Below are 22,993 nucleotides of genomic sequence, written 5' to 3' on the forward strand. Positions count from 1 at the left end.
AGACGTGCGCCGGCCTGCAGCCGGCAGCGGAATGCGTTTCTGAGGATAGATGTTAGCCGACGGCACTGACAAACGATTTTCTGACCTGCACATTTGTCCGCGGGATCGCGTCGTCGCCGATCAAGACCGGCCGCGGACGAGCTCCAACACGTCGGACCCGTACTGCTCGAGTTTGCGTGCGCCGATACCCGGGATCGCGATCAACGCGGCTTCGTCGTCGGGCAGCAGTTCGGCGATCGCGATCAGCGTGTTGTCGGTGAACACCACATACGCGGGCACCTTCTGCTCCTTGGCGACGTCGAGGCGCCACTGTCTGAGCCGCAACAACAACTCCTCGTCGACGTCGGCGGCACACGTCTCACAACGCCGCAGCATGACGGCCGCCGGCGTGCTCAGGTTCTTGTTGCAGATCCGGCAGCGGGTCGCGCCTTGCCTGCGCCGGGATTTGCCCGGCGCAGTGTCGGCCCGTGTCTGTGGCGCAATACCGTTGAGAAACCGCGACGGCTTGCGGCTCTGCCGACCGCCCGGGCTGCGCGACAGTGCCCAGCTGAGCGCCAAATACACTCGGGCCCTTGTGATTCCGACGTAGAGCAGGCGACGCTCTTCTTCGACCGGCTCGCTCTCGGCGCCGTGCGCCAATGCGTGCGAGATGGGCAGCGTGCCGTCGGCCAATCCGACCAGGAACACCGCATCCCATTCCAGCCCCTTGGCGGCGTGCAACGACGCCAGCGTCACGCCCTGCACCACCGGTGGGTGCCGCGCGTCGGCCCGAATCCGCAACTCGGCCACCAGGCCGGGCAGTTCCAGCTGCGGACGCTGGGCTGCCTCGTCGTCCACCAATTCGGCCAACGCGGTCAGCGCCTCCCAGCGCTCCCGGGCACGAGTACCGATGGGTTCGTCAGCCGTCAGACCCAGCGGTTCCAGGACCGCGCGCACCACCTCGGGCAATGGGCCTGCCAGGCCGCGCTCGGCGGCCCGATGCAGGGCCACCATCGCCTGTTTGATCTCCTGGCGATTAAAGAAGCCCTCGCCGCCGCGAACCTGGTAGGCGATGCCCGCCTCGGTCAAGGCCTCCTCGTAAATCTCGGACTGCGCATTGACGCGGTAGAGCACCGCGATTTCGGATGGCGCGGTGCCGGATTCGATCAGCCCGGCGATCGCCTTCGCGACCGCGGCCGCCTCGACGGTTTCGTCGGGGTGCTCGCGAAACGTCGGAACCGGACCCGGCGCACGCTGGCCGGACAGTTGCAGCTTGCTGCCGGCGACCCGGCCGCGCGCCGCGGCGATCACCTGGTTGGCCAGCGAGACAACCTGCGGGGTGGAGCGGTAGTCGCGCTCCAGGCGCACCACGGTGGCGTCCGGGAACTGCCGCGAGAAGTCGAGCAGGAAGCGCGGGGAGGCCCCGGTGAACGAGTAGATGGTCTGGTTGGCATCGCCGACGACCGTCAGGTCGTCTCGATCGCCCAGCCACGCCGACAGCACCCGCTGCTGCAGCGGGGTGACGTCCTGGTACTCGTCGACCACGAAGCAGCGGTAGCGGTCGCGGAATTCCTCGGCAACCGCGGCGTCGTTCTCGATCGCCGCCGCGGTGTGCAGCAGCAGGTCGTCGAAGTCGAGCAGCGTCACCGATTCGTCGCGAACCTTGAGAGCCTCGTAGGCGGCGTAGACCTCGGCGATCTTGCCGGCGTCCAGCGGGATGTCGCGGCCCGAGCCGGCCACCGCGCCCGGGTACGCCTCGGGGCTGATCAGCGACGCCTTGGCCCATTCGATCTCGCCGGCCAGGTCGCGCACGTCGTCGGTGCCGGAGTTGAGCCTGATGCGGCTGGCGGCCCTGGCCACGACGGCGAATTTGGTGTCCAGCAGTTGCCAGCCGGTGCCACCGACCACCCGCGGCCAGAAATACCGCAATTGGCGGTGTGCGGCCGAGTGAAAGGTCAGGGCCTGCACGGCGGCGACGCCAGATCCGGACCGCGCGGCCGCGTCCAGCGTCCGCAATCGCGACCGCATCTCACCCGCGGCACGCTGGGTGAACGTGACCGCAAGCACCTGCCCGGCGGCGACATGCCCACTCGCCACCAGCTGGGCGATGCGGTGAGTGATGGTGCGGGTCTTGCCTGTTCCGGCTCCCGCAAGCACACAGACCGGTCCGCGCGGTGCCAGCACGGCCTCGCGCTGTTCGTCGTCCAGTCCGGCGGTCAGTGGGTCGGCGACCATCGGCATGACGTCCATCTTGGCAGCGGTCGCCGACAAACCGGGTGTTTCGCCACGCCCGAACCTGGCGCCCCCGGTGCACAACGCAGCGCGGCAGGGCTACGTTATCGAGTTATGAGCAACGCTGCGATCACCGTTTACACGACATCATGGTGCGGCTATTGCCACCGGCTCATGACGGTGCTGAAGTCCAACGGAATCCCCTACGAAACCGTCGATATCGAACACGATTCGGCGGCCGCGGAATTCGTGGGTTCGGTCAACGGTGGCAATAAAACGGTGCCGACGGTGAAGTTTGCCGACGGATCGACGCTGACCAACCCGAGTGCCGCCGAGGTAAAGGCGAAGCTGGCTGAGGTCGCCGGCTGAGAGCGGCAAAGTCTGGTACTGCGCGATGCTTCTCAATCGTTTTACGGCGCAATGCGTCTCAATCGTTTTACGATACGGACTATGGCGTCGAAGTTGCGGTGGGGAAAAGGCGGCGCAATTTGTAGCACCGTATTGGCTTTCGCTTGCTGCGCGGTGATGCTTATCTCGGGTTGCTCGCATTCGAGCTCTCCGGCTAAGTCGCCGAGCACCGTCACACATGTCGACGACATGATCGTCGGCCTTGACACTGTCCGGCGCATCGCCAAAGCGGACGACCTCATCCCACGCGACGAGGACACCTCGCACAGGCCGGTGCCGTCGGAAGCCAACGCTCCGGGGCCGTGCCGGGCGGTGGGTCACAACGACCTCACCTTCGGTAGCAACTGGACCGAGTTTCGCAGTGCGGGCTATCACGGCGTCACCGACGACGTCAAGCCGCTGGGCCGGGATATGATCAACGGAGTCACTCAAGCGGCGGCGCGATATGCGAACCCCGATGCGGCGCAGGGCGCATTCCGCCAGCTGGAATCGTCGCTGCAGGCCTGTACGGATCTGCACGATCCCAACTACGACTTCGCCCTGGACAGGCCGGCGCCATCGACGCTGAGGATCGGCGCCCACAAGTGGAGCCATCTGTACCGCCTCAAATCCGCGGTAATCGTTTCGGTCGGCGTGGTAGGTCTTGAATCGGCCGATGAGATCGCGAACTCGGTCATGCAAATCATCACCGATCGCATCAGTTGACGTCTCAGTCGAGCGCAGCCCACGATTCGATAATGACCCGCGCAATCGAAATCGAGCCCGGCAGAAGCAGTTTGGAATCCGTAGAGCTGCTCCAATCGCCCGCTTCCAGCGCTGTGCGCACCTCGTCGCGAGTGAACCACGCCGCCTCGGCGATCTCCCCGTCGTTGAACGAGAAGGCCTCGTCGGGGTCGCCCAGGGCATGGAAGCCAACCATCAGCGAACGCGGAAAAGGCCAGGGCTGGCTGCCCAGATAGCGAACGTCGCGCACGGTCAGGCCGATCTCCTCACGGATCTCGCGAACCACGCAGACCTCGAAAGACTCACCGGCTTCGACGAATCCGGCCAGCAGCGAGAACATTCGCTCGGGCCACACCGCCTGGCGGGCCAGCACCGCACGGTCACCGCCATCGTGCACCAGACAGATGACCGCTGGGTCGATGCGCGGGAACTCCTCGTGACCGGTGACCGGGTTGACGCGCGACCAGCCGGCCCGGGCCGGTTTCGTCGGGGAGCCGTCCACGGCGCTAAACCGTGCGCGCTCATGCCAATTCAATAGTGCGACTGCCGACGACACCAGTTGGCTGCTGGTGTCGTCGAAGATCGGGCCGAGACTGCGCAGGTTCACCACTTCGGTCGCAACGTCGGGGTCCTCGGGTGCTTGCAACGCGCCCCGGATGGCCCAGACATGCTGACCGTTCTCGATGCGGCCGAGAAACACCGCGTCGTGCGGTGGCTTATCGCCCAGTCCGGCCGCCGAGCCGAGCACGACGCGGCCGTTTGCGACCAGCACCTGGTTGCGCGAATCCACCCGCAGCAGCGCCGCGTCCGCCCATCCGGCGGTGGCCGCGTCGACATCGGTGCGCAATTGATCGGCTCGGTCGGCGCCGACGCGCGAAAGCAACGGAACACTCCGCAGCTGAAAGTCCACGCTATTCCTCCTGGTGCCGAGCCGGGCCCGGCTTCGCCGCGCTCGTGATCGCCGCTAATGTCCCGCGTTTTTGATGTAGAGCAGCCGGTCGGTGGCCTCGATGGCGTCCACTTCGGGGGCGCCGATGCGAACGAGGTGTCCGTCGCGCACCACGCCGAGCACGATGTCGCGCAGGTGTCGCGTGGATCCGCCGACTTCGCTCAGCTCCACTTCGCGTTCGGCGATGGCCAGGCCGGCGTCCGGAGTGAGCAGATCCTCGATCATCTCCACGACGCTGGGCGTGGTGGTGGCAAGACCGAGCAGCCGCCCCGCAGTGTCCGAGGAGACCACCACCGAGTCAGCACCCGATTGCTGCAGCAGGTGCGAATTCTCGGCCTCCCGGATGGCGGCCACGATTCTGGCCTTGGGCGCGATCTCCCGCGCCGTCAGGGTCACCAACACAGCGGTGTCGTCACGATTGGTGGCGACGATGATCGACGACGCGTGTTGAGTGCCGGCCAGCCGCAACACGTCGGATTTGGTGGCGTCGCCGTGCACGGTGACCAGACCGGCGGTCGCGGCATGCTCGAGGGCGCCGCGATCGGTATCGACGACCACGATCTCGCCCTGCGCGGCCTCATCGCTGACGCGGGCATCGACGGCCCGTTTGCCCTTGGTGCCATACCCGATCACTACGGTGTGATTACGCACTCTGTTCCTCCAACGCTGGATCTTCCATCCTTGCCGGGACCGCTCGGAGAGCAGCTCGAGCGTGGTGCCGACCAACAGGACCAGGAACGCGATCCGCAACGGCGTAAAGACCACGGTGTTGACCAGGCGCGCCACCTCGCTGTACGGCGTGATGTCGCCGTATCCGGTCGCCGAGAGCGAGACGACCGAGAAGTAGAGGCAGTCCAGGAAGCTCAGCGGTTCGCCGCGTACGTCGCGATAACCGGTGCGGTCCGCGTACACAGTGACGGCGGCCCCGAACAACAACACCAGCGCAATGAGCAGCCTGCGGGCGATGACACGGCCCGGGCTGCCATGGTCTTCGGGGATGCGCAGCACGCCGACCAGCAGATGTCCGGGCTGCGCGGTCAGTCTCTCGTCGAGACCCCTCAGCCGTCGCAACCTACCCTCGGCCACAGCGGCCCGTCATCGGGAAAACACCACCGCACACCGCACCCACGACTCACATGTAACCACGATCGCCGGTTCTCAGACACTTGATCGCCTCAGACAGCGACATCGCGCTCGCCAGCGCGATCAGTTAGCAGCCCGGCCAGCTCGGTGGGATCGGGCAGCTCGCCGGGGACAACGGTGACGCCGGCGCGCACGTAATGGAACGCGGTCCGCACGGAGGATTCCGGGCATCCGGACAACGCCGCCCACGCCAGGCGGTAGACGGCGAGCTGGACGGCGGCCTGACGCATCGCCTCGGGCTCGCGCGGGGGCTCGCCCGTCTTCCAGTCCACCACGGTGGCTCCGCCGTCGGGTTCGGCGAAGACCGCGTCGATGCGCCCGCGCACCACGGTGTCGCCGATCGGCATCTCGAAGGGGACCTCGACGGCGACGGGCGTGCGGGCCGCCCACTGCGATCGGGTGAACGCCTCTTGTAGCGCGGCCAATTCTTCGGTGTGGCCGAGATCAGAGTCCGCCGCACCCGGCAGATCGCCAAGGTCGAATAACCATTCGGTTCCGTAGAACTGTTGCACCCAGGAGTGAAAGGCATTGCCCCGCAGTGTATGTGGATCGGGTCGAGTCGGTAGACGATGCACCAGCCGCTGCACCGCGCCCTCGGGGTCGCGGGCCAGGTCCACCAGACCGCTGACCGACAGCTGGCTGGGCAGCGCACGGGCGACCCGTCGCTGCGAGCGCGCGCGCTCGGCCAGTAGCGCGTCGACATCGGCCGACCAGCCGTCGACGTCGACGCAGTCTGCCACCGCGTCCGCCCTCATCGCCCCGGCCACCAGCGCCGCCCCATATTCGACCTCGGCACGACGCCCGGCCAGCGGATCTGCAGGCCAGATAGCTTCGATAGTGCTGTTGCGCAGTGGATTTCGCTCACCATCCGCGGGCGCGGGAGCCCACTCTTCGACCACTCCGCAGGGATCACCGGCCGCGGTGGACCTTTCGATGACGTCCTTGAGCTCGCACAAGAACTCCGACGGGCCGCGCGGTTTGATCCCGGTGGGGCCCCAGTGATGGCCAGAGACCAGCAGCGTGTCCTCGGCCCGGGTGATGCCGACGTACAGCAGCCGGCGCTCTTCGTCGACGCGACGCTGATCCAGCTGGCGACGATGTTCGGATATCTTGTCCGACAGCTGCTTTCGATTAGTGACGTCCGAAAGGTCCAACACCGGGATGCCCAGTGCACCTTCCGAAGCACGGTCGCCGCGTAGCAACGGCGGCAGCTCGGCGGCATCGGTTAGCCAGCTGCTGCGCGACGCGGTCGACGGGAATATTCCGCCGCACAGGTGCGCCACCGCGACCACTTCCCACTCCAGGCCCTTGGCGGAGTGCACGGTGAGCACCTGAACTCGATCCCGCGCGACCGCCAACGGTGCTGGTGCCAAGCCATTTTCGACAACCTCGGCCGCGTCCAGGTAGGCCAGCAGCCCCGTGACCGACGCCGCTGCCGACACGTCCGTTGCGCTGGTTCGTTCCGCGTAGCCGGCGACCACATCGGCGAAGGCGTCGAGGTGTTCGGCGCCGGCCCAGCCGCCGTGGCCCGCGGCGGCGCGGACTTCGCAGTCGACACCCAGCAGCCGTCGCACCTCGGCAACCAAGTCGGGCAGTGAATGACCGAGATGGCCGCGCAGCGCGCTCAGCTCGGCGGCCAGCGCGGCGATGCGTTGATACCCCGCAACCGAATACGCGGCGGCCGGGCCGGGATCACCGATCGCGTCGGCCAGGCATGCGGTGTCGGCATCCGGACCGGCTGTCATCGCGATCGCCTGGGCGCAGGCCGCGTCAGCACAGCGTCCCGCACCAAGAGCCAGCGCGCGCTGCCAGAGCGCGGCGATGTCCCGGCCACCGAGCCGCCAGCGCGGGCCGGTCAATACCCGCATCGCGCCCGCGCCGGCCGTTGGGTCGGCGACCAGGCGCAGCATGGCCACCAGTTCGGCCACCTCTCCGATGGACAACAGGCCGGCCAGCCCGACGACCTCGACCGGAATGCCGCGCGCGCGAAGCGCATCGGCGATCGGTGCGGCATCGGCGTTGCGGCGCACCAACACCGCGGCGGTCGGCGGGCTGACGCCGTCAGCGTGCGCGCGCTGGTAATGCCCGTGTAGGTGGTCGGCGATCCACTCGCGTTCGGCGGCGGCGTCGGCGAGCAGCGCTGCGCGGACGTTGCCCGGCGGGGCGTCCGGGCGAGGTCGCAACGCGTGCACGGCCACGGACCGGCGTCGTGCCTCCGCCGAGATCGCGTTGGCGATATGCAGTGTGCTGGGCGGGTTGCGCCAGCTGGTCCGCAGCTCCAGCACCGGCGCCGGCGTGCCGTCGGATCGCGGGAAGTCGGTGGTGAACCGCGGCAAGTTGGTTGCCGAGGCGCCGCGCCAGCCGTAGATCGACTGAATCGGGTCGCCTACAGCAGTCAGGGCCAGCCCGTCGTCGACGCCGCCGCCGAACAACGCCGACAAGGCGACTCGCTGGGCATGGCCGGTGTCCTGGTACTCGTCGAGCAACACCACCCGGTAGCGGTTGCGCAGGTCGTCGGCAACCTGCGGGAAGTTCGCGGCAAGCCGTGCCGCCGAAGCCATCTGCACGCCGAAGTCCATGACCTTGTCGGTGCGCATGCGGTCTTGCAGGGCGTCGAGCAGCGGCACCAGTTCGGTGCGCTCGGTCTGGGCGGCCAGCAGCCGCAGCAACCATTGACTCGGTCCGCGGTCGCGCTGGTAAGGGCCGGCGGGCAGGGCGTGGACCAGCCGCTCCAGCTCCAGGTGGGTGTCGCGGAGCTGGCCGGTGTCGACCAGGTGCTCGGTGAGCTGGCCCCACAGTCGCAGCACCATCGAGGTGACCGCGGCCGGGGTCTTGTCGGTGCGCAGCTGCCCGCCATGCCGGTTCACCACGTCGAAAGCCAACTGCCACAGCTCGGTCTCGCTGAGTAACCGGGTATCGGGCTCGACCGGCAACAGCAGCCCGTAGTCGCGCAGCAGTGAGCCGGCGAACGCGTGATAGGTGCTGACCGTCGGGGTGCCTGCCGATTCGGGGGCCCCCGGGCTGGTCGCGCCCAACCCGATGCCGGCCAACCTGGCCAGCCGGGAGCGGACCCGGCGCAGCAGCTGCCCGGCAGCCTTGCGGGTGAACGTCAATCCCAGCACCTGGCTTGGGTCCGCGTACCCGTTGGCGATCAGCCACACCACCCGCGCAGCCATCGTCTCGGTTTTACCCGCGCCCGCCCCCGCGATGACGACGAGCGGACCCGGCGGCGCGGCGATCACGGCGGCCTGCTCGGCGGTGGGCGGGAAAAGCCCTAGTGCATCGGCTAATTCGTCCGGGCTGTAGCACGCCGTCACAGCGCGGACCCTTCGCCGTAGGCAGGGCACGACGGCCGAATCGGGCAGTGCGAGCAGCCGTCGTTGCGCCGCGCGACGAACTGCGGGCCGGCCGTCGCGTCGGCCGCCCGCATGACGAGGTCGCGCCATTCGTCGCGGACCGCCGGTGTCAGCGGGTCCTGCTCACGCACGGTGGCGCCCGCTGCCCCGCTCTTGCCGATGTAGACCAGCCGCGCGCCGCCGGGCTCGTCGCCGTCGGGTATCAGGCCTTCGGCCACGGCCAGCTGGTACATCGCCAGCTGAGCGTGCTGTTGGGCATCGTCCTTGCTGACCGGCGTCTTGCCGGTCTTGATGTCGACGATCACCAGCCGGCCGGCCCCGTCGCGTTCCAGCCGATCGACCCGGCCGCGCAATCGGACATCGCCGCCGCCATCGCGTGAGGTGGCGAGGACTCCGTCGACGTCGATCTCGACGCCGACCTCTGTCAGCTCGCCTCGCGTCTGCGCACGCCACTCGACGAATGCCTCGATCATGGCGCGGTGCCGCGTCAGCTCGTTAGCCGAATGCCATCGAGCGTCAAAAGGCAGGTGCTGCCAGGCACGTTCCAGCTCGGACAGCAGCTGCGCTTCGCTCTTGTCCGATTCGGCGATCAGCGCGTGCAGCACCGAGCCAATCGTTGACCGCAGCTCACGCGGGTTGGTTCCGCCGTGCCGTTCGACCAGCCAGCGCAGCGGGCAGTCGTTGAGGGTTTGCAGGGTCGATGGCGTCAAGGTGACGCGATCACTGCCTGCGCAGAGCGGATCGCTGGTGCTGACCGCGGTCAGCCCGTGCCAACTGGACGGGTCGGCGCCGGGCACGCCGGCGCTGGCCAGTCGGGCCAATTGCGTTGCCGCGCAATGGCGAGCGGCATCGTCGACGGCACCGTCCGGGGCACAGACGACCCCACGCAACCGGCCGACCAGCGCCGCTGTCGACAGCACGCGTGGGGATGAAACCGGCGGCACCGCAACGGGGCCGGCATCATCGTCGGCCCATTGGGCAACCTCGAAGAAGAAAGGCGATGGCAGCGCGGCCCCTTGGTCCGCCCCGCCGGTTTCGCTGTCGACTGCGGTCACCAGCAGCCTGCGCCGGGCCCGGCCCATCGCAGCCACCAGCAGCCTGCGTTCCTCGGCCAACAGCGGTGCACGCACCGCGGCGTCCTCGCCGACGCCGTCCATGACGTCGAGCAGTCGCTGCGTGGCCAACACTCCCCCGCGCGGAACGGTGTTGGGCCACAATCCATCCTGCAATCCTGCGATCACCACCACATCCCATTCATGTCCCAGCGCGGCATGTGCGCTGAGCACCCGGACCTGTTCGGCCGTCGACGCCGGCTCGGTCTTGCCCCCCGGCAGCTGCAGCGCCGCGACGTGCTCGATGAGGCCACGCAGCGACGCACCCGGAGTGCGCGACACGTACTGATCGGTGACGTCGAACAACGCGGTCACTGCCTCGAGGTCCCTGGTGGCCTGGGCCCCGGCGGTGCCGCCTCGCTCGCTGGCCGCCAACCAGCGACGCTGCAGACCAGACCGGCTCCACGCCGCCCACAGCGTGTAGCGCGGATCTTGGCCGTCGCGGTCGCAACGCGCAGCGGCGTCCAGAACCGCACGCACCCGTTGCAATGGGCGAGACGCCGAAGCCGGCGTCCGGGCACTCAGCGCGGCGACCACCACATCACCGAAACCGCTTGCCGCGTCGGCTGTTTTGCCGCGCATCAGGGTGCGGCGCAGCTGCCGCAGCGAAATCGGGTCGACTCGACCGATGGGCCCGGTCAGCAGCGCCAGCGCCTGGTCGCCGTCCAGACCGTCGGCGGTCGCTGCCAGCACCGTGAGCAGAGCGCGCACCGCGGGCTCCTCGACCAGCGACCCGCCGACCGCGGCTGCGGCCACCGGGACCCCGGCGGCCGACAGCGCCCGCGGCAATCGGGCCCCGGCGCGCGGCACCGACCGCACGATCACCGCCATCTGCGACCACGGCACCTTATCGACCAGGTGCGCACGCCGCAGCGCGTCCGCGATCATCGCGGCCTCCGCATGCGCCGAGGCCGCCAGCCGCACGGTGACCGATCCCTCCTCGGCGCCGGTGCCGTCGATCTGCCTGCCGCCGCTGCTGCCCGGCAGTCGTCGTGCGATGCCGCTGACGGCGCGCGCGACCGCGGGCGCACACCGATGCGAGTCCGTCAGGGTCACCGAGGGCGTTTCACCGTCCAACAGCCCGGCCGGCTCGCCGCCCCGGAAGCCGAACACGGCCTGGTTGGGATCCCCGGCGATCAAGGCCAGTTCGCTGCCGGCGGCCAGTACCCGGATCAGGCGGGCCGCCTGCGGGTCTAGCTGCTGGGCGTCGTCGATCAACAAGACGCGGAGCCGGGCACGCTCGGCGGCCAGCAGCTCGGCATCGACCGCGAAAGCCTCCAGCGCGGCACCCACGAGTTCGGCGGCGCCCAGCGCCGGCGTCGTCGCCTGCGGCGCCGCGGTCCCCACCGCCGCGCGCAGCAACATCACCTGCTCGTACTGTTGGGCGAACCGGCCCGCCGCGGACCATTCCGGTCGCCGGCACCGACGTCCAAGGCGCTGCAGCTCGTGGGGATCCACACCGCGTTCTGCGCAGCGTGCCAACAGGTTTCGCAGTTCAGTGGCAAAGCCCGCGGTACTCAGGGCGGGCCACAGATGCGCAGGCCACGCGCCGGTTCCCGCGCCTTCGAGGTCGCCGGCCAGCAGTTCGCGGATGATGGCGTCCTGTTCGGCGCTGGTGACCAGCCGCGGCGGTGCGTCACCGGCGCGCTCGGCGGCTCGCCGCAGGACGGCATAGGCGTAGCTGTGCACGCTGCGGACCACCGGCTCACGGATCGCGGACCGGCACGAGCCGGCGCCGCGGGCACGCAGCAATGCCATCGTCAATGCGCTGCGCTGCCGCATTCCGATCCGACCCGAACCGGTAAGCAGCAGAACCGATTCGGGGTCGACCCCGCCGTCGACCGCAGCGACCGCGGCATCGACCAGCAGGCTGCTCTTCCCGGTTCCCGGGCCGCCCAGGATACGGATCAGCCCGCGGGTACCCGGCGCCAGCACGGCATCCGCCTCGGCACCCCAGGTCAATGACATACCGGCATGACATCACGAGGGTCTGACAAGTCCATCCGGCTACGACCGGCGGTGTCTGCGGAGCCTGGCATCATCGACGCGTGACCACCGACCTTCACGTGCACCGCTTCGGTCCGGCTGGCCCGGTGCAATTGCTCGCCCTGCACGGACTGACCGGACACGGCCAGCGCTGGCAACAGGTGGGCGACTATGTGCCCGAAATCTCCATCGCCGCGCCTGATCTGCTGGGCCATGGCAGGTCGTCGTGGGCCGCGCCGTGGACCATTGACGCCAATGTCAGGGCGCTGGGCGCGCTGCTCGATGAAGTGGCTCAGGCCCCGGTGCTGATTGTCGGGCACTCGTTCGGTGGCGGCCTGGCGATGCATTTGGCAGCGGTCCGGCCGGACTTGGTGGCAGCGCTGCTGCTGCTAGACCCCGCGGTCGGTTTGGACGGCGGGTGGATGCGCGACATCGCCGAGGCGATGTTTTCCTCGCCCGACTACCCGGATCCATCCGAAGCTCGCATGGAAAAGGCCACAGGCTCATGGTCGGACGTCGATGCGGATGTGCTCGATGCCGAGCTGGACGAGCATCTGGTCGCGCTGCCCAGCGGACGCTACGGCTGGCGGGTCAGCGTGCCGGCGATGATGTCGTATTGGAGCGAGTTGGCCCGTCCCACCGTGCTTCCGCCGGCAGGAACGGCAACGACGCTGGTGCGGGCGAAGTGGACGTCGCCGCCCTACGTCACCGACCAACTCATCGACGGACTTCGAGAACGCCTGGGATCCGATTTCGAGCTGCTCGATTTCGAGTGCAACCACATGGTGCCCGGCGCCAAGCCGACGGAGGTCGCCACACTGATCCGCAAGCAGTTGCAGGTCCGCTGACCGTGGCGCCGGTGACCGACGAGCAAGTCGAGCGGGTGCGTGCACTGGTGGCTGCCATCCCGCCTGGCCGAGTCTGTACCTATGGCGACATTGCCGCCGTCACAGGGCTTTCCAGCCCACGGATCGTCGGATGGATTATGCGCACCGACTCCTCTGACCTGCCCTGGCATCGGGTGATCACCGCATCCGGGCGCCCGGCACGGCATCTGACCACCCGGCAACTGGAACTACTGCGCGCCGAAGGAGTTCTTTCGGTCGACGGCAAAATCGCGCTGAATGAAGTGCGCTACGCGTTTCCTGAGTGACACATGCCCGTCGAGATCGACGTTACCGTGCGGGTTTTCGGCGTGTCGTCACGGTAGCGTCGATGTCGGCATGGCCGACTAGAGCACCAGCCGGATCAGGGCCGCCGTACGCGCCAGACCCGGGAAAGCCTCGGCGGTGGACCGCGGATGCAGCGCATGTACCGCCAGACGAAACATCAACGCACGCAACAACATCTGCGGCCATTCCGGCAGGGCGTTCCAGCGTTCGATCAGTCCGTCGTCGGCCTCGCCCCAGGACAGCGCGTCGACGACGACCACACCGGCCGCCCACGACGCGGGACGCCAGTACGGCGTGACGTCGGTGATCCCAGGCGCGGCGGTGCCGACAAACAGCACGGTGCCGTAGAGATCCCCGTGCACCAGCTGGTTGGGACTCTTGGTCGGCTTACGTAACGTGGCGAGCTGACTGATCAGCTCTACCGAACGCTGGCCGTCCGCGGGCGGTGGGGCCGTCCGCGCGCCGGGCGGAATCGACTGCAGCGGGCGTTCTTCCCACGCCGAGCGGTCGGCGGCGATGAACACGTCGATGTCTGACCACGGCGTGGTCGGTCCCTGGGTCAGGAAGCGCGGCCGTTCCAGTTTGCCGGTGGCTTCGTGCAGCCGCACCGCCGCCGAGACGACTTCGTCATGCCGGGGCTCCGGCGTGCCGGCGACAAACGTGTCAGCCCGCCAGCCCGACACCACATAGCGCCCGTCGGTCGAGCGGACCGGCCGAGCCAGCCGCACCCCGTCCACGAACAGCGTTTCCCGCACTCGCGCAGACCAGGCCGCGCGCGCATGGTCGGCCACGACCGAGAGAACGACTTCGCCGCATCGCCAGCCGCCTTCCCAGCTGACGCCTAGCGCGATGGGTTTGACGCCGGCCAAACCAAACGCCGAAAGCACGTGCTCCGGCGGTGGTTCGACAGTCACGGGGGTTAGCCTAGCCGGGCAGCGATGCGCGTCGTTACGACGCGCTGAGGAGCAACGCGACGCACTGCTGGGCGGTTAATACATCACCATGTCGGGCTGCATCTGCTGGGCCCACGCCACGATTCCACCCTGCAAGTGGACAGCATCGGAGAAACCGGCTCTCTTCACCGCGGCCAGCGCCTCGGCCGAGCGCACGCCCGTCTTGCAGTACAGCACCGCCTTGCGGTCGTGCGGCAGCTTTGCCAGACCCTCACCGGAAGTGATCAACGACTGAGGAATCAGCTCCGCGCCGTCGATGTGATTGATGTTCCATTCGACCGGCTCGCGGACGTCGATCAGGGCCAGCTTTTTGCCGGAGTCCAGCAACGCGCGCAGCTCCTTCGGGGTGATCGTCGAGCCTGAAACGGCCTCGACCGCATCCTCGGACACCGCACCACAGAATTCCTCGTAGTCGATCAGCTCGGTAATCTTCGGCGTCGCCGGGTCCTTGCGGATCTTGATCGTGCGATAGCTCATCTCCAGCGCGTCGTAGATCATCAACCGGCCCAGCAGCGGCTCTCCAATGCCGGTGATCAGTTTGATCGCCTCGGTGCCCATCACCGACGCAATGGAAGCGCAGATAATGCCCAGCACGCCTCCTTCGGCGCACGACGGCACCATGCCGGGCGGCGGCGGCTCGGGGTAGAGATCGCGATAGTTCAGGCCCAGGCCGTCAGGGGCGTCCTCCCAGAACACCGAAACCTGACCCTCGAAGCGGTAGATCGACCCCCAGACGTAGGGCTTGCCGGCCAACACCGCGGCATCGTTGACCAGATACCGGGTGGCGAAGTTGTCGGTGCCGTCGACGATCAGGTCGTATTGCCTGAACAGGCTCACCGCGTTGCTCGCCTGTAGCCGGAACTCATGGAGTCGCACTTCCACCAGCGGGTTGATGGCCAGGATCGAGTCGCGGGCCGACTGGGCCTTGGCGCGTCCGACGTCGGCCACGCCGTGGATGATCTGGCGCTGCAGGTTCGACTCGTCGACGACGTCGAATTCGACGATGCCGATCGTCCCGACGCCGGCCGCGGCCAGATACAGCAACGCCGGGGCTCCGAGCCCGCCGGCGCCGATCACCAGCACTCGCGAATTCTTAAGCCGCTTCTGCCCGTCGACACCCAGGTCGGGAATGATCAGATGGCGGCTGTAGCGCGCCACTTCATCGCGACTCAGCTCGCCGGCTGGCTCAACTAGTGGCGGCAACGATGTGGACACCGAATATCTCCTCGGTCAACTTCGCGATGCACTACCCCTAGTGAACGCCTCGGCCGCCGGCAATGCTTCCCCGGCCGCTAGGCGATCGGATACGGCCAGGGGTTGAAGCGGCAGGTTTTGCCGTCGGCCTTGACATACTCGGGGTCGAACTTCGCGGCGTCGTCGTTGGAGGTGGAGAACGTCTGCTGCATCATCACCGGCGCCAACCCGCCCTGCTTGTCGCACGGCTCATGGCGCACATAGCCGATGGCGTGGCCCACCTCGTGATCGATCACGTACTGCCGGTACGAACCGATGTCTCCTTCGAAGGGCACGGCCCCGCGGACCCAGCGTGCCTCGTTGATGAACACCCGCGCGTCCCGGTCCGGTCCGAACACCGGGTTGTAGCAGGAGGTCTCCAGCCGGAATTCGTAGCCGCACCCCTCGCGCACCGTCACCGGAGACACCAGCGAGATCCGGAAGTCCGGCTTCCCGTTGTCGATCCTGACGAAGGCGAATTGCGGGTTGTGCGTCCAGCCCTTGGGATTGGCGAGCGTCTGATCGACCATCGTGGCGAATGCGTCGTCGCCGCCGAACATCGCGGGGTCCAGACCGTTCTCGACCTCGACGCTGTACTTGAACACCTTGGCGGTGCCCTGACCGATCTGCGGCGTGGTGCCGGGCACGACACGCCAGGTCTTTTCGCCGGCTTCGGTGAACGGACCACCGTCGGGCAGCGTCCCGGCCGGGAGGTTGGCGTCGAAGGTGGCCAGGCCACGAGGCGGTGCGTCGAGGATGGCCGTGCCCACCGCCCCGATCGCCGGTGGGTCTTGGATGGACGGCTTGCTCGCGGTCGGTTTCGGTGCGCCGACGCCGGTCACCGTCTGGTAGATAACGACGGCGGTCAGCGCTACCAGCACCGGCAGCGCATACGCGCGCCAGCCGTAGGTGGAGATAAAACGGCCCAGCCACGATTGTTTCCGCCACTGCCGAGGACGTTCACGGTCGCCCCGGGACCGTCCGGTGCCACGCCCGATCGGGTCACGCAGCGCCCGAAGTGGTTCGCGCCACTCGTCACGCAGCACAGGCACTCGACCGGTGCCGGGCACTGGCGGCTCGGACGTCATTGCCCCAGGATGGCACAGCTGGGACCGACGGAGTCCCTGGCGCGCCCGAGCGCACCCCACCGCACCGGTTCAGCCTGCGCCTACGGCGCCGATGCCGGTACCGGGTACACCATGGGTAGTAATGTCTGTGCGACGAGCGGCGCGCGACTGGCCCGTCTATAGCGAATGGCCAGTCGCCACAATTCAAATGAGGACCAAGTGAGCGATCTCGCCAAGCCGGCGGCACGGCGTGCGGTCAGATCGGGTGACCGCGGTCGGCCGAGTGACGGCATTGCGACCTCGAACCGGCGGGGTAATCGGCTGCCGCGCGACGAGCGTCGTGGCCAGCTGCTGATCGTGGCTAGCGATGTCTTCGTCGACCACGGCTACCACGCGGCCGGCATGGATGAGATCGCCGACCGCGCGGGTGTCAGCAAACCCGTTCTGTATCAACACTTTTCGAGCAAGCTGGAGCTGTATCTGGCGGTGCTCGATCGGCACGTCGAAAACCTGGTCTCGGGGGTGCAGAGTGCACTGAGCACCACCACCGACAACCGGCAGCGGTTGCGTGCGGCGATCCAGGCGTTCTTCGATTTCATCGAGCACGACAGCCAGGGCTACCGGCTGATTTTCGAGAACGACTACGTCACCGAGCCCGAGGTCGCCACGCAGGTGCGGGCGGCTACCGAATCCTGCACCGACGCCGTTTTCGCACTGATCAGCGCCGATTCCGGCCTGGACCCGCACCGCGCCCGGATGATCGCGGTGGGGCTGGTCGGCATCAGCGTCGACTGCGCCAGATACTGGCTGGACTCCGACCGCCCGATCTCCAAGTCGGACGCGGTCGACGGCACGGTTGCGTTCGCGTGGGGTGGGCTGTCCCACGTGCCGCTTACTCGCTCTTAGCGGCAACCAAGAGCGTTCGCGCACTTAAAGTTGGGTATCTAGTCGAGCAAAGCAACCTCGATAGTATGCCGCCTCGTCGCCCGTCGGATCCCCCGAGCCCTGTCTGGGAAAAACGGACCACGGCTGCGACTACTACGATTGTGTTAATGACTGGGGATGACGCTGGCCGAGAATCGGCGACCTTGCCGCGGCTCACGGAGGCCGAGGCGCTACAGCAGGCACGGTTTAAGCAAGAGATGGCATTCACCCCAACATCGAACATCGAACATCGAAGCTATGGTGCTGAAAATCATCGGCGGCTGGGAGCAGCTCAAGGCGACCGTCAACGCGTACCGGTTCTTGGACGCCGGTCCCGACGGCGACCCGCTCGGCCAGGAAGACCTTCCCGCCGCGATGAACAAGCTGGCGAAGAAATTCCGGCTCCGCTGGCCCCACGACCGCTTCGCGGCCAAAGTCCACCGCTGCAATCAGGTCCGCCAGAAGTTCGCCCACTTCCTTTTCGTCAGCGCAATTGTCGGCGTCGAACCGCCGAACCGCACGCTGTATTTCACCAGCCTGGGAACGCCCGCCGCTTCCTTCAAGGCAGAACGCAACTCACTTGGACTGGAGTGGCTCGATGAGGGGTTGGTTCGGCAATCCCGCCACGAAGACTGGATCACCGAACAGGAGCTTCGGGACACACTCGCCGAGCTAAAAGAGCTCATCGATTGGTGCCACGCACTAGGACGCATAGTGCATACCTTGAAAGACAGTCCAGACCTCCCTGACGATCACCCCATCGACACCCCAGAATGGGTGGTTCCTTGGCGCACAGAGAAAGCGTCGCTGCTGGCCCTCCGAGACATTCGTCTCGGTGACGAAGCCGGCGCTTCAGCCCCTTGAGGTAGTGATGCAGTGGCACCGGCGACCAGTTGTCGCACCGGTGGGCTATAACTGCGGGCAAACCCGAAGGAGCCAATCGCATGAGCCACGAGACCTTGGTCAAGCCGAAGCAGTAGCTGCTGCGCAGAAAGCACTCGGAGGCGGCGGCTCGTACATCGTGCATTCTCGTCACATGCCACTTGGTAAACCGTGGCGGCCGGAGCTATCTCCGGGTTGCGCACACGCGGGACGGTGCCGTCGCCACCGTGCTCGCAAACGACAGCTTGTTCACACCGGCCCAGTCCGCCGCGATAGTGAGACGCCTCCGTGACTGCGTACTGCCCGCAATCCGGCGGCTGACTGCTCGACCGCCGCCAGATGATCGGCGGCCGGCCGGCTTGCGGATGACGGGGCGGCTGGGAGCCGACGACTTGTCGGCATGCCCCGCTGCTCGCAATGCCGCTGACTCCGTTGGGCACGGACGCTACCGCACTAAAGACGCAGATCGACCTATTGGGGTCGATAAAACAACCATAAAGCGCAATTAGGGTAATTTTATAGTACATTCGATACTATGTCGAAGAAGGTGATCGCCCCGACTCGCACCGCCGCGGACGCTCTTGCCGTGCTCGGTGCGCAGATCCGCCTCGCGCGGCACGAGAAGAACTGGACGGCCGCTGAGCTGGGCATGCGCATCGGCGTCGGCCGGCACACCGTCACCGCCATCGAGCGGGGAGAGCCTGGTGTCGCCATCGGCACGGTTTTGAACGCGGCGTCCGTGCTCGGCGTTGCGCTATTTGGTGCCGATAACCACGAACTGGCGAGGCTTCGCCGCCGCGGCGAAGAGCGACTAGCGCTGCTCCCGTCCCGCGAAGACCAGCCACGATCGATAGCAACCGACGGTGACCATGACCTCAACTTCTGATGGCGGCATCGCCGCCCAGCGTGATGCTTTCGTGTGGGTATGGCTGCCTGGGCGCGTCGAGCCAGTGGTGGCCGGAAGAGTGCAACGCCAACGTAACGGACGCCGGTACGTATTCGGTTATGGACGCAGTTACCTCAGCCGCCCCGACGCCATCAGCCTCTACACACCGGAGTTGCCGCTGAGGGCCGGGTGGCAGATTGCCAGCCCCAACATGCCGATCGCCTCCGCGCTGCGCGACGCCGGCCCCGATTCTTGGGGGCAGCGCGTGATCCTCGAACGACTCCTCGGGGCCAAGGGGCGCGACGCCGACCCCGGTGACCTGGACCAGATCACCTACTTCCTGGAATCGGGATCGAACCGGATCGGCGGCCTGGACTTTCAGACGGGTCCGGATGTCTACGTGCCGCGTGGTAGCTCCGCGACGATTGATGAGCTGCATGCGGCTGCTGATGCCCTGCAGGAGGGGCGCCCGCTTTCCGATGAACTCGCCGCCGCGCTGGTGCGGGGCACTTCCATTGGTGGTGCACGGCCTAAGGCGCTCATCGAGGTCGAAGGCGTGAGCCATATCGCCAAGTTCTCTTCGACGTCAGACACGTACCCCGTGGTCAACGCCGAGGCGCTGGCACTTGAGTTCGCCCGGCGGATCGGGATCGCGACAACGGCGTCATTCCTCACCAGCTCACTTGGCCGCGATGTTCTCATGATCGAGCGGTTCGACCGGCCGGCCGCCGGTGGCCGGCGCATCGTCGTGTCTGGACTCACGATGCTCGGGCTCGACGAGATGGAGGGGCGGTATGCGACGTATCCAGATCTTTTAGACGTGTTGCGCCAGAACGGGATCGATGCCGATGTCGGCAAGCGATTGTTCGAACGGATCGTGTTCAACGTGGCCATCGGCAACAACGACGACCACGCGCGCAACCACGCCGCGTTCTGGGACGGACACACCCTTGAACTAACCCCCGCCTACGACCTGTGCCCCCAGACCCGCTCCGGCGAGACCTCGGCGCAGGCCATGGCTTTCGATCGTGACGGCACCCGCGACAGCTCGTTCGCCGCATGCCTGCGCGCCGCACCCGTGTACGGCCTGAGCATCGGCCAGGCGCGTGACATCATCGACGCGCAGATCGACCTGATCCAGCGCGAGTGGACGGACGTCGCTGACCTCGCAAAGCTGAGACGAGCACAGCGAAACCTACTGTGGCACAGGCAGATCCTAAATCCGTACGCGAGCTACGGCTACACGCCCGCGGATTGACGCGCCCACCGCGCAGCAGCACTTGACGGCAAGGCCACCAACCGCGGGAGAAGCCCCCTCACCACGAAGGAGAGGGCTAACCCTGACGTGCTCATAGTTAGCATCACGGGCATGGGTAACAGTGCCGAGTATTTGGCTCGACGAATCGCCTTACTGTCTATCGTCGGGCTAAGCCACCTGTACTTCGGATTCGCTGTCTTGCTAGATCGTGCGCTCAGCGGCCTGACCTGACAGCGGGTCTGCCGGTGGTGCACGAAGTTGTCGGTGGTGCTGCGTACCGTGCGTGGCATGAACCTCGGGGAGCGAGCGGTTTGGATCAATGACGTACTCATTCCGTAACCGGTTCACGATCTTTGACGATCGATTGAACATCGATGCCCATATTCATGAGCTCGCTGACACCGGCGTTGAACACGTGGTTTTGCGGGCCGGCACGTCTGGAACGATGATCAAAGACACCGGCGATCTGGTGGTAGAGGGTAGCCGGTACCCGGATGAAGGATCCGCCGTCGCGGCAGGGCGGGAATGGCGGCGGGCTTTGACGGTCGCTTTTGCCCGCTCACATGCCGGTGCTGATTTCGGGCCTGATGATTCGGTAACTCCCAGCACAGACATGATCGTCCCGAACCCTCCAGATCTGTTCGCGCAGATGGGAATTGATCCCGGAGACCGAATTGTGTCGGACGAGCACGGGTTGCTGGTGGTCACTTCCGAGCCGCGGCCAAAGTTCTTCTTCATGCAAGCCCACGGCGCTGTCGCCAGAGGCGACGAGCAATTCGTTGCGAATCTCAATAATGCTCGTGAGCGAAGTGGTCAAAATTGGTCTCCCGAGAAAGCGCTTGCCCATCGGGTCGTAGCCTCTGCGCTACGTGATACCAACCCAGAGACCCAGCACATCCAACTGACCACGGCCGTCGAAGTGCTACTGCAACAACAAGATCGACCTCAAGATGTCTTTGATGTGTTGAGCCAGTTTATAAATGACGTTGAACAGGGTGACGAAGGTGACATTAAAAAGAGGCTGCTCGACATCCTGAGGGAAGACCTTGAGGAATCGATATCGCGCGCTGCCTGCGATCAATTGTTAGCGGTACTGACTGACACGTACGACGGTAAGACGGTGGATACCTTTTTTCGGCGGGTCTACGACATGCGAAGCCGGCTACTTCACCGCAAGCGGCGTAAGAAAGAAAAGCGCCCAACACCAACAGAGTTGAGCGCCGTCCACTTTGAACTCCTCCGGATGGTTCTCGACTTTCTGGACGCATCCGAGTGAGCGCGACGAAATCCCACGCCTTCTGCTCACCGCCGGCGGCAGGTCCGGAATTTCCGCACCTGCTTAGCGGTCGCGACCTCGGGCTTTTCGGAGCTTGTCGGTGGCGCTGCGTAGTGTCCGCGGTGTGAACCTCCGGGAGGGGGCCGTATACAGAGCCGGGCAGGACATCGCCGGCAAAACGGCCCGGCCGGTGGCGGCCGCCAACCCGCTTACTCGCTCTTAGCGGCCTTCCCACCGGACTTCGCGCCGGCGTCCGCCCCGATTCCGAAGCCGACCCGACGGCCGTCGGCGGCACCGATCTCGACGTAGGCGATCTTGGCGGGGTGGATCAGGTAGCGGCGGCCCTTCTCGTCATTGAGGCCCAGCAGACCCGAACCGTCACGCAGCGCGGCGCTCACGGCTTCTTCGACCTCCGCAGGCGTCTGCGCGCTGGAGAAGACCAGCTCGCGCGGACTGTCCGTGATACCGACCTTGACCTCCACGATGGCCCCTTCCGTTTGATATTCCGTCGCAGGCGTGTCAGCAGCAGGTTAGTGGACGCGGCCGGTGTGTCCCGAGCAGAGGGTGACCGGCGCCAGTTCGCCGTAAGCGAAACACTGTCTAACGGCAGATAACGATTGGCTCCCAGCTAGATCAAGGTGGCGCGCGGCGGGGGGTCAGGCACTTTCACGTCCGTAACATCGGCATCATCAGAAACACGCTCGATGACCGTGCCGGCCTAGATCGTGGCCTTGTCCACGACTACCCCGGCGACGCGACTTATGACGGAGCCGACTACGACGGCTACGACGGCTACGACGATGACGAGTACGCCGACGACAAGTACCCCGGCGACGAGTACGACGAGTACAACGAACTGCTGTGGCCAGTCGGCGGCTGGCGCCCGGCCGTCGCGGTGCTCGGCGCGGTGGTGGCGATCGGCGCGATCGCGACGGCCGTCATCATCAACAGCGGCGACAGCGCGTCGACGAAAGCCACGGTGGGGGCGCCGGCTCCCAGCTCCGTGACGTCCGCGCCGCGGACCACCAGCCCGCCGAGCGCGTCGCAACGCCCCTCGCCGAGCGCCTCGCCACAGCTGCCACCGGAGACGGTCACCACGCTGACACCGCCGAGTGTGGCGCTAACGACTCCGCCGCTGGTCGCATCGCCTCCCGCACTCGTACCACCAAGTGCCACAGTGAATCCGAGCACCGTCTACTACAGCGTGAGCGGGACGAAGCAGCTGCTGGATTTGGTGAACGTCGTCTACACCGATGCCCGTGGCTATCCGCAAACCGAGTTCAACGTGTCGCTGCCGTGGACGAAGGTGATCGTGCTGAATCCCGGCGTGACGACCCGATCCGTCGTCGCGACCAGCATCGTGAGCCGGATCAGCTGCGCGATCGTCAATGCCCAGGGTCAGGTCGAGGTGGCGTCGGCCAACAACTCGAACCTGGCGACCTGCACGAAGTAGG

At 66.7% G+C, this 22,993-nt stretch carries 19 protein-coding genes; 10 read left to right on the forward strand and 9 right to left on the reverse strand.

What is annotated here, in order from left to right:
* Nucleotides 1–120 precede the first annotated feature (120 nt).
* Nucleotides 121–2,220 (reverse strand): ATP-dependent DNA helicase UvrD2, encoded by a 2,100-nt coding sequence (locus DB708_RS05580; protein WP_165839738.1) that lies wholly within the window; start codon nucleotides 2,218–2,220, stop codon nucleotides 121–123.
* Between the two features lie 105 nt (nucleotides 2,221–2,325).
* Between DB708_RS05580 and mrx1 the strand changes: the two genes are divergently transcribed.
* Both mrx1 and DB708_RS05590 read left to right on the forward strand, forming a co-directional pair.
* The gene (mrx1, locus tag DB708_RS05585; protein WP_108920926.1) at nucleotides 2,326–2,580 is read left to right on the forward strand and encodes a mycoredoxin Mrx1; all 255 of its coding nucleotides are present in this window, start codon (nucleotides 2,326–2,328) and stop codon (nucleotides 2,578–2,580) included.
* Nucleotides 2,581–2,661: 81 nt separating this feature from the next.
* The gene (locus tag DB708_RS05590) at nucleotides 2,662–3,324 is read left to right on the forward strand and encodes a sensor domain-containing protein (protein ID WP_165839739.1); all 663 of its coding nucleotides are present in this window, start codon (nucleotides 2,662–2,664) and stop codon (nucleotides 3,322–3,324) included.
* A 4-nt stretch (nucleotides 3,325–3,328) separates the two neighbouring features.
* Here DB708_RS05590 and nudC read toward each other — a convergent pair whose 3' ends face one another.
* The 4 genes from nudC to DB708_RS05610 form a co-directional block, all read right to left on the reverse strand.
* Nucleotides 3,329–4,252, reverse strand: a complete 924-nt coding sequence (gene nudC, locus DB708_RS05595) for an NAD(+) diphosphatase (protein WP_108920928.1) — start codon at nucleotides 4,250–4,252, stop codon at nucleotides 3,329–3,331.
* Between the two features lie 54 nt (nucleotides 4,253–4,306).
* Nucleotides 4,307–5,377 (reverse strand): potassium channel family protein, encoded by a 1,071-nt coding sequence (locus DB708_RS05600; protein WP_108920929.1) that lies wholly within the window; start codon nucleotides 5,375–5,377, stop codon nucleotides 4,307–4,309.
* An 89-nt stretch (nucleotides 5,378–5,466) separates the two neighbouring features.
* Nucleotides 5,467–8,781: an ATP-dependent helicase gene (locus DB708_RS05605; protein ID WP_409347558.1), complete on the reverse strand. Its 3,315-nt coding sequence runs from the start codon at nucleotides 8,779–8,781 to the stop codon at nucleotides 5,467–5,469.
* Nucleotides 8,748–11,870: an ATP-dependent helicase gene (locus DB708_RS05610; protein WP_108920931.1), complete on the reverse strand. Its 3,123-nt coding sequence runs from the start codon at nucleotides 11,868–11,870 to the stop codon at nucleotides 8,748–8,750. Before DB708_RS05610 ends, DB708_RS05605 begins: the two co-directional genes overlap by 34 nt.
* A gap of 80 nt (nucleotides 11,871–11,950) precedes the next feature.
* On the opposite strand from DB708_RS05610, the gene DB708_RS05615 reads away from it, so the two are divergent.
* Complete coding sequence (locus DB708_RS05615; RefSeq protein WP_108920932.1) at nucleotides 11,951–12,736, forward strand: alpha/beta fold hydrolase; 786 nt, start codon at nucleotides 11,951–11,953, stop codon at nucleotides 12,734–12,736.
* Nucleotides 12,737–12,738: 2 nt separating this feature from the next.
* Nucleotides 12,739–13,041: an MGMT family protein gene (locus DB708_RS05620; protein ID WP_108920933.1), complete on the forward strand. Its 303-nt coding sequence runs from the start codon at nucleotides 12,739–12,741 to the stop codon at nucleotides 13,039–13,041.
* Nucleotides 13,042–13,119: 78 nt separating this feature from the next.
* Here the strand turns inward: DB708_RS05620 and DB708_RS05625 are convergent, their stop codons facing one another.
* The 3 genes from DB708_RS05625 to DB708_RS05635 all read right to left on the reverse strand — a co-directional run bounded on the left by DB708_RS05625 (nucleotide 13,120) and on the right by DB708_RS05635 (nucleotide 16,334).
* Entirely contained in the window at nucleotides 13,120–13,974 is an 855-nt protein-coding gene (locus DB708_RS05625; protein ID WP_108920934.1) for a TIGR02569 family protein, read from the reverse strand.
* A 75-nt stretch (nucleotides 13,975–14,049) separates the two neighbouring features.
* On the reverse strand, nucleotides 14,050–15,228 hold the full coding sequence (gene moeZ, locus DB708_RS05630; RefSeq protein ID WP_108920935.1) for an adenylyltransferase/sulfurtransferase MoeZ: 1,179 nt from the start codon (nucleotides 15,226–15,228) through the stop codon (nucleotides 14,050–14,052).
* 77 nt (nucleotides 15,229–15,305) lie between these two features.
* Nucleotides 15,306–16,334, reverse strand: a complete 1,029-nt coding sequence (locus tag DB708_RS05635) for a DUF3152 domain-containing protein (RefSeq protein ID WP_108920936.1) — start codon at nucleotides 16,332–16,334, stop codon at nucleotides 15,306–15,308.
* 198 nt (nucleotides 16,335–16,532) lie between these two features.
* Here DB708_RS05635 and DB708_RS05640 point away from each other — a divergent pair, with 198 nt between their 5' ends.
* The 5 genes from DB708_RS05640 to DB708_RS05660 all read left to right on the forward strand — a co-directional run bounded on the left by DB708_RS05640 (nucleotide 16,533) and on the right by DB708_RS05660 (nucleotide 21,539).
* Nucleotides 16,533–17,219: a TetR/AcrR family transcriptional regulator gene (locus tag DB708_RS05640; RefSeq protein WP_108920937.1), complete on the forward strand. Its 687-nt coding sequence runs from the start codon at nucleotides 16,533–16,535 to the stop codon at nucleotides 17,217–17,219.
* 276 nt (nucleotides 17,220–17,495) lie between these two features.
* Nucleotides 17,496–18,101, forward strand: coding sequence for a hypothetical protein (locus DB708_RS05645; RefSeq protein WP_108920938.1), 606 nt, complete (start codon nucleotides 17,496–17,498; stop codon nucleotides 18,099–18,101).
* Nucleotides 18,102–18,654: 553 nt separating this feature from the next.
* Nucleotides 18,655–19,005 (forward strand): helix-turn-helix transcriptional regulator, encoded by a 351-nt coding sequence (locus tag DB708_RS05650; RefSeq protein ID WP_108920939.1) that lies wholly within the window; start codon nucleotides 18,655–18,657, stop codon nucleotides 19,003–19,005.
* A 211-nt stretch (nucleotides 19,006–19,216) separates the two neighbouring features.
* Nucleotides 19,217–20,263 carry a type II toxin-antitoxin system HipA family toxin gene (locus DB708_RS05655; protein ID WP_235616638.1) on the forward strand — a complete coding sequence of 349 codons (1,047 nt, stop codon included), beginning with the start codon at nucleotides 19,217–19,219 and terminating at the stop codon, nucleotides 20,261–20,263.
* Between the two features lie 319 nt (nucleotides 20,264–20,582).
* Complete coding sequence (locus DB708_RS05660; protein ID WP_133250978.1) at nucleotides 20,583–21,539, forward strand: HEPN domain-containing protein; 957 nt, start codon at nucleotides 20,583–20,585, stop codon at nucleotides 21,537–21,539.
* Between the two features lie 209 nt (nucleotides 21,540–21,748).
* Here the strand turns inward: DB708_RS05660 and DB708_RS05665 are convergent, their stop codons facing one another.
* Nucleotides 21,749–22,021, reverse strand: a complete 273-nt coding sequence (locus DB708_RS05665; RefSeq protein WP_108920942.1) for a DUF3107 domain-containing protein — start codon at nucleotides 22,019–22,021, stop codon at nucleotides 21,749–21,751.
* A gap of 197 nt (nucleotides 22,022–22,218) precedes the next feature.
* Here DB708_RS05665 and DB708_RS05670 point away from each other — a divergent pair, with 197 nt between their 5' ends.
* On the forward strand, nucleotides 22,219–22,992 hold the full coding sequence (locus DB708_RS05670) for an MmpS family transport accessory protein (protein WP_235616646.1): 774 nt from the start codon (nucleotides 22,219–22,221) through the stop codon (nucleotides 22,990–22,992).
* Nucleotide 22,993: the final 1 nt, after the last annotated feature.

Source organism: Mycobacterium montefiorense, from assembly GCF_003112775.1.
GTDB lineage: Bacteria > Actinomycetota > Actinomycetes > Mycobacteriales > Mycobacteriaceae > Mycobacterium > Mycobacterium montefiorense.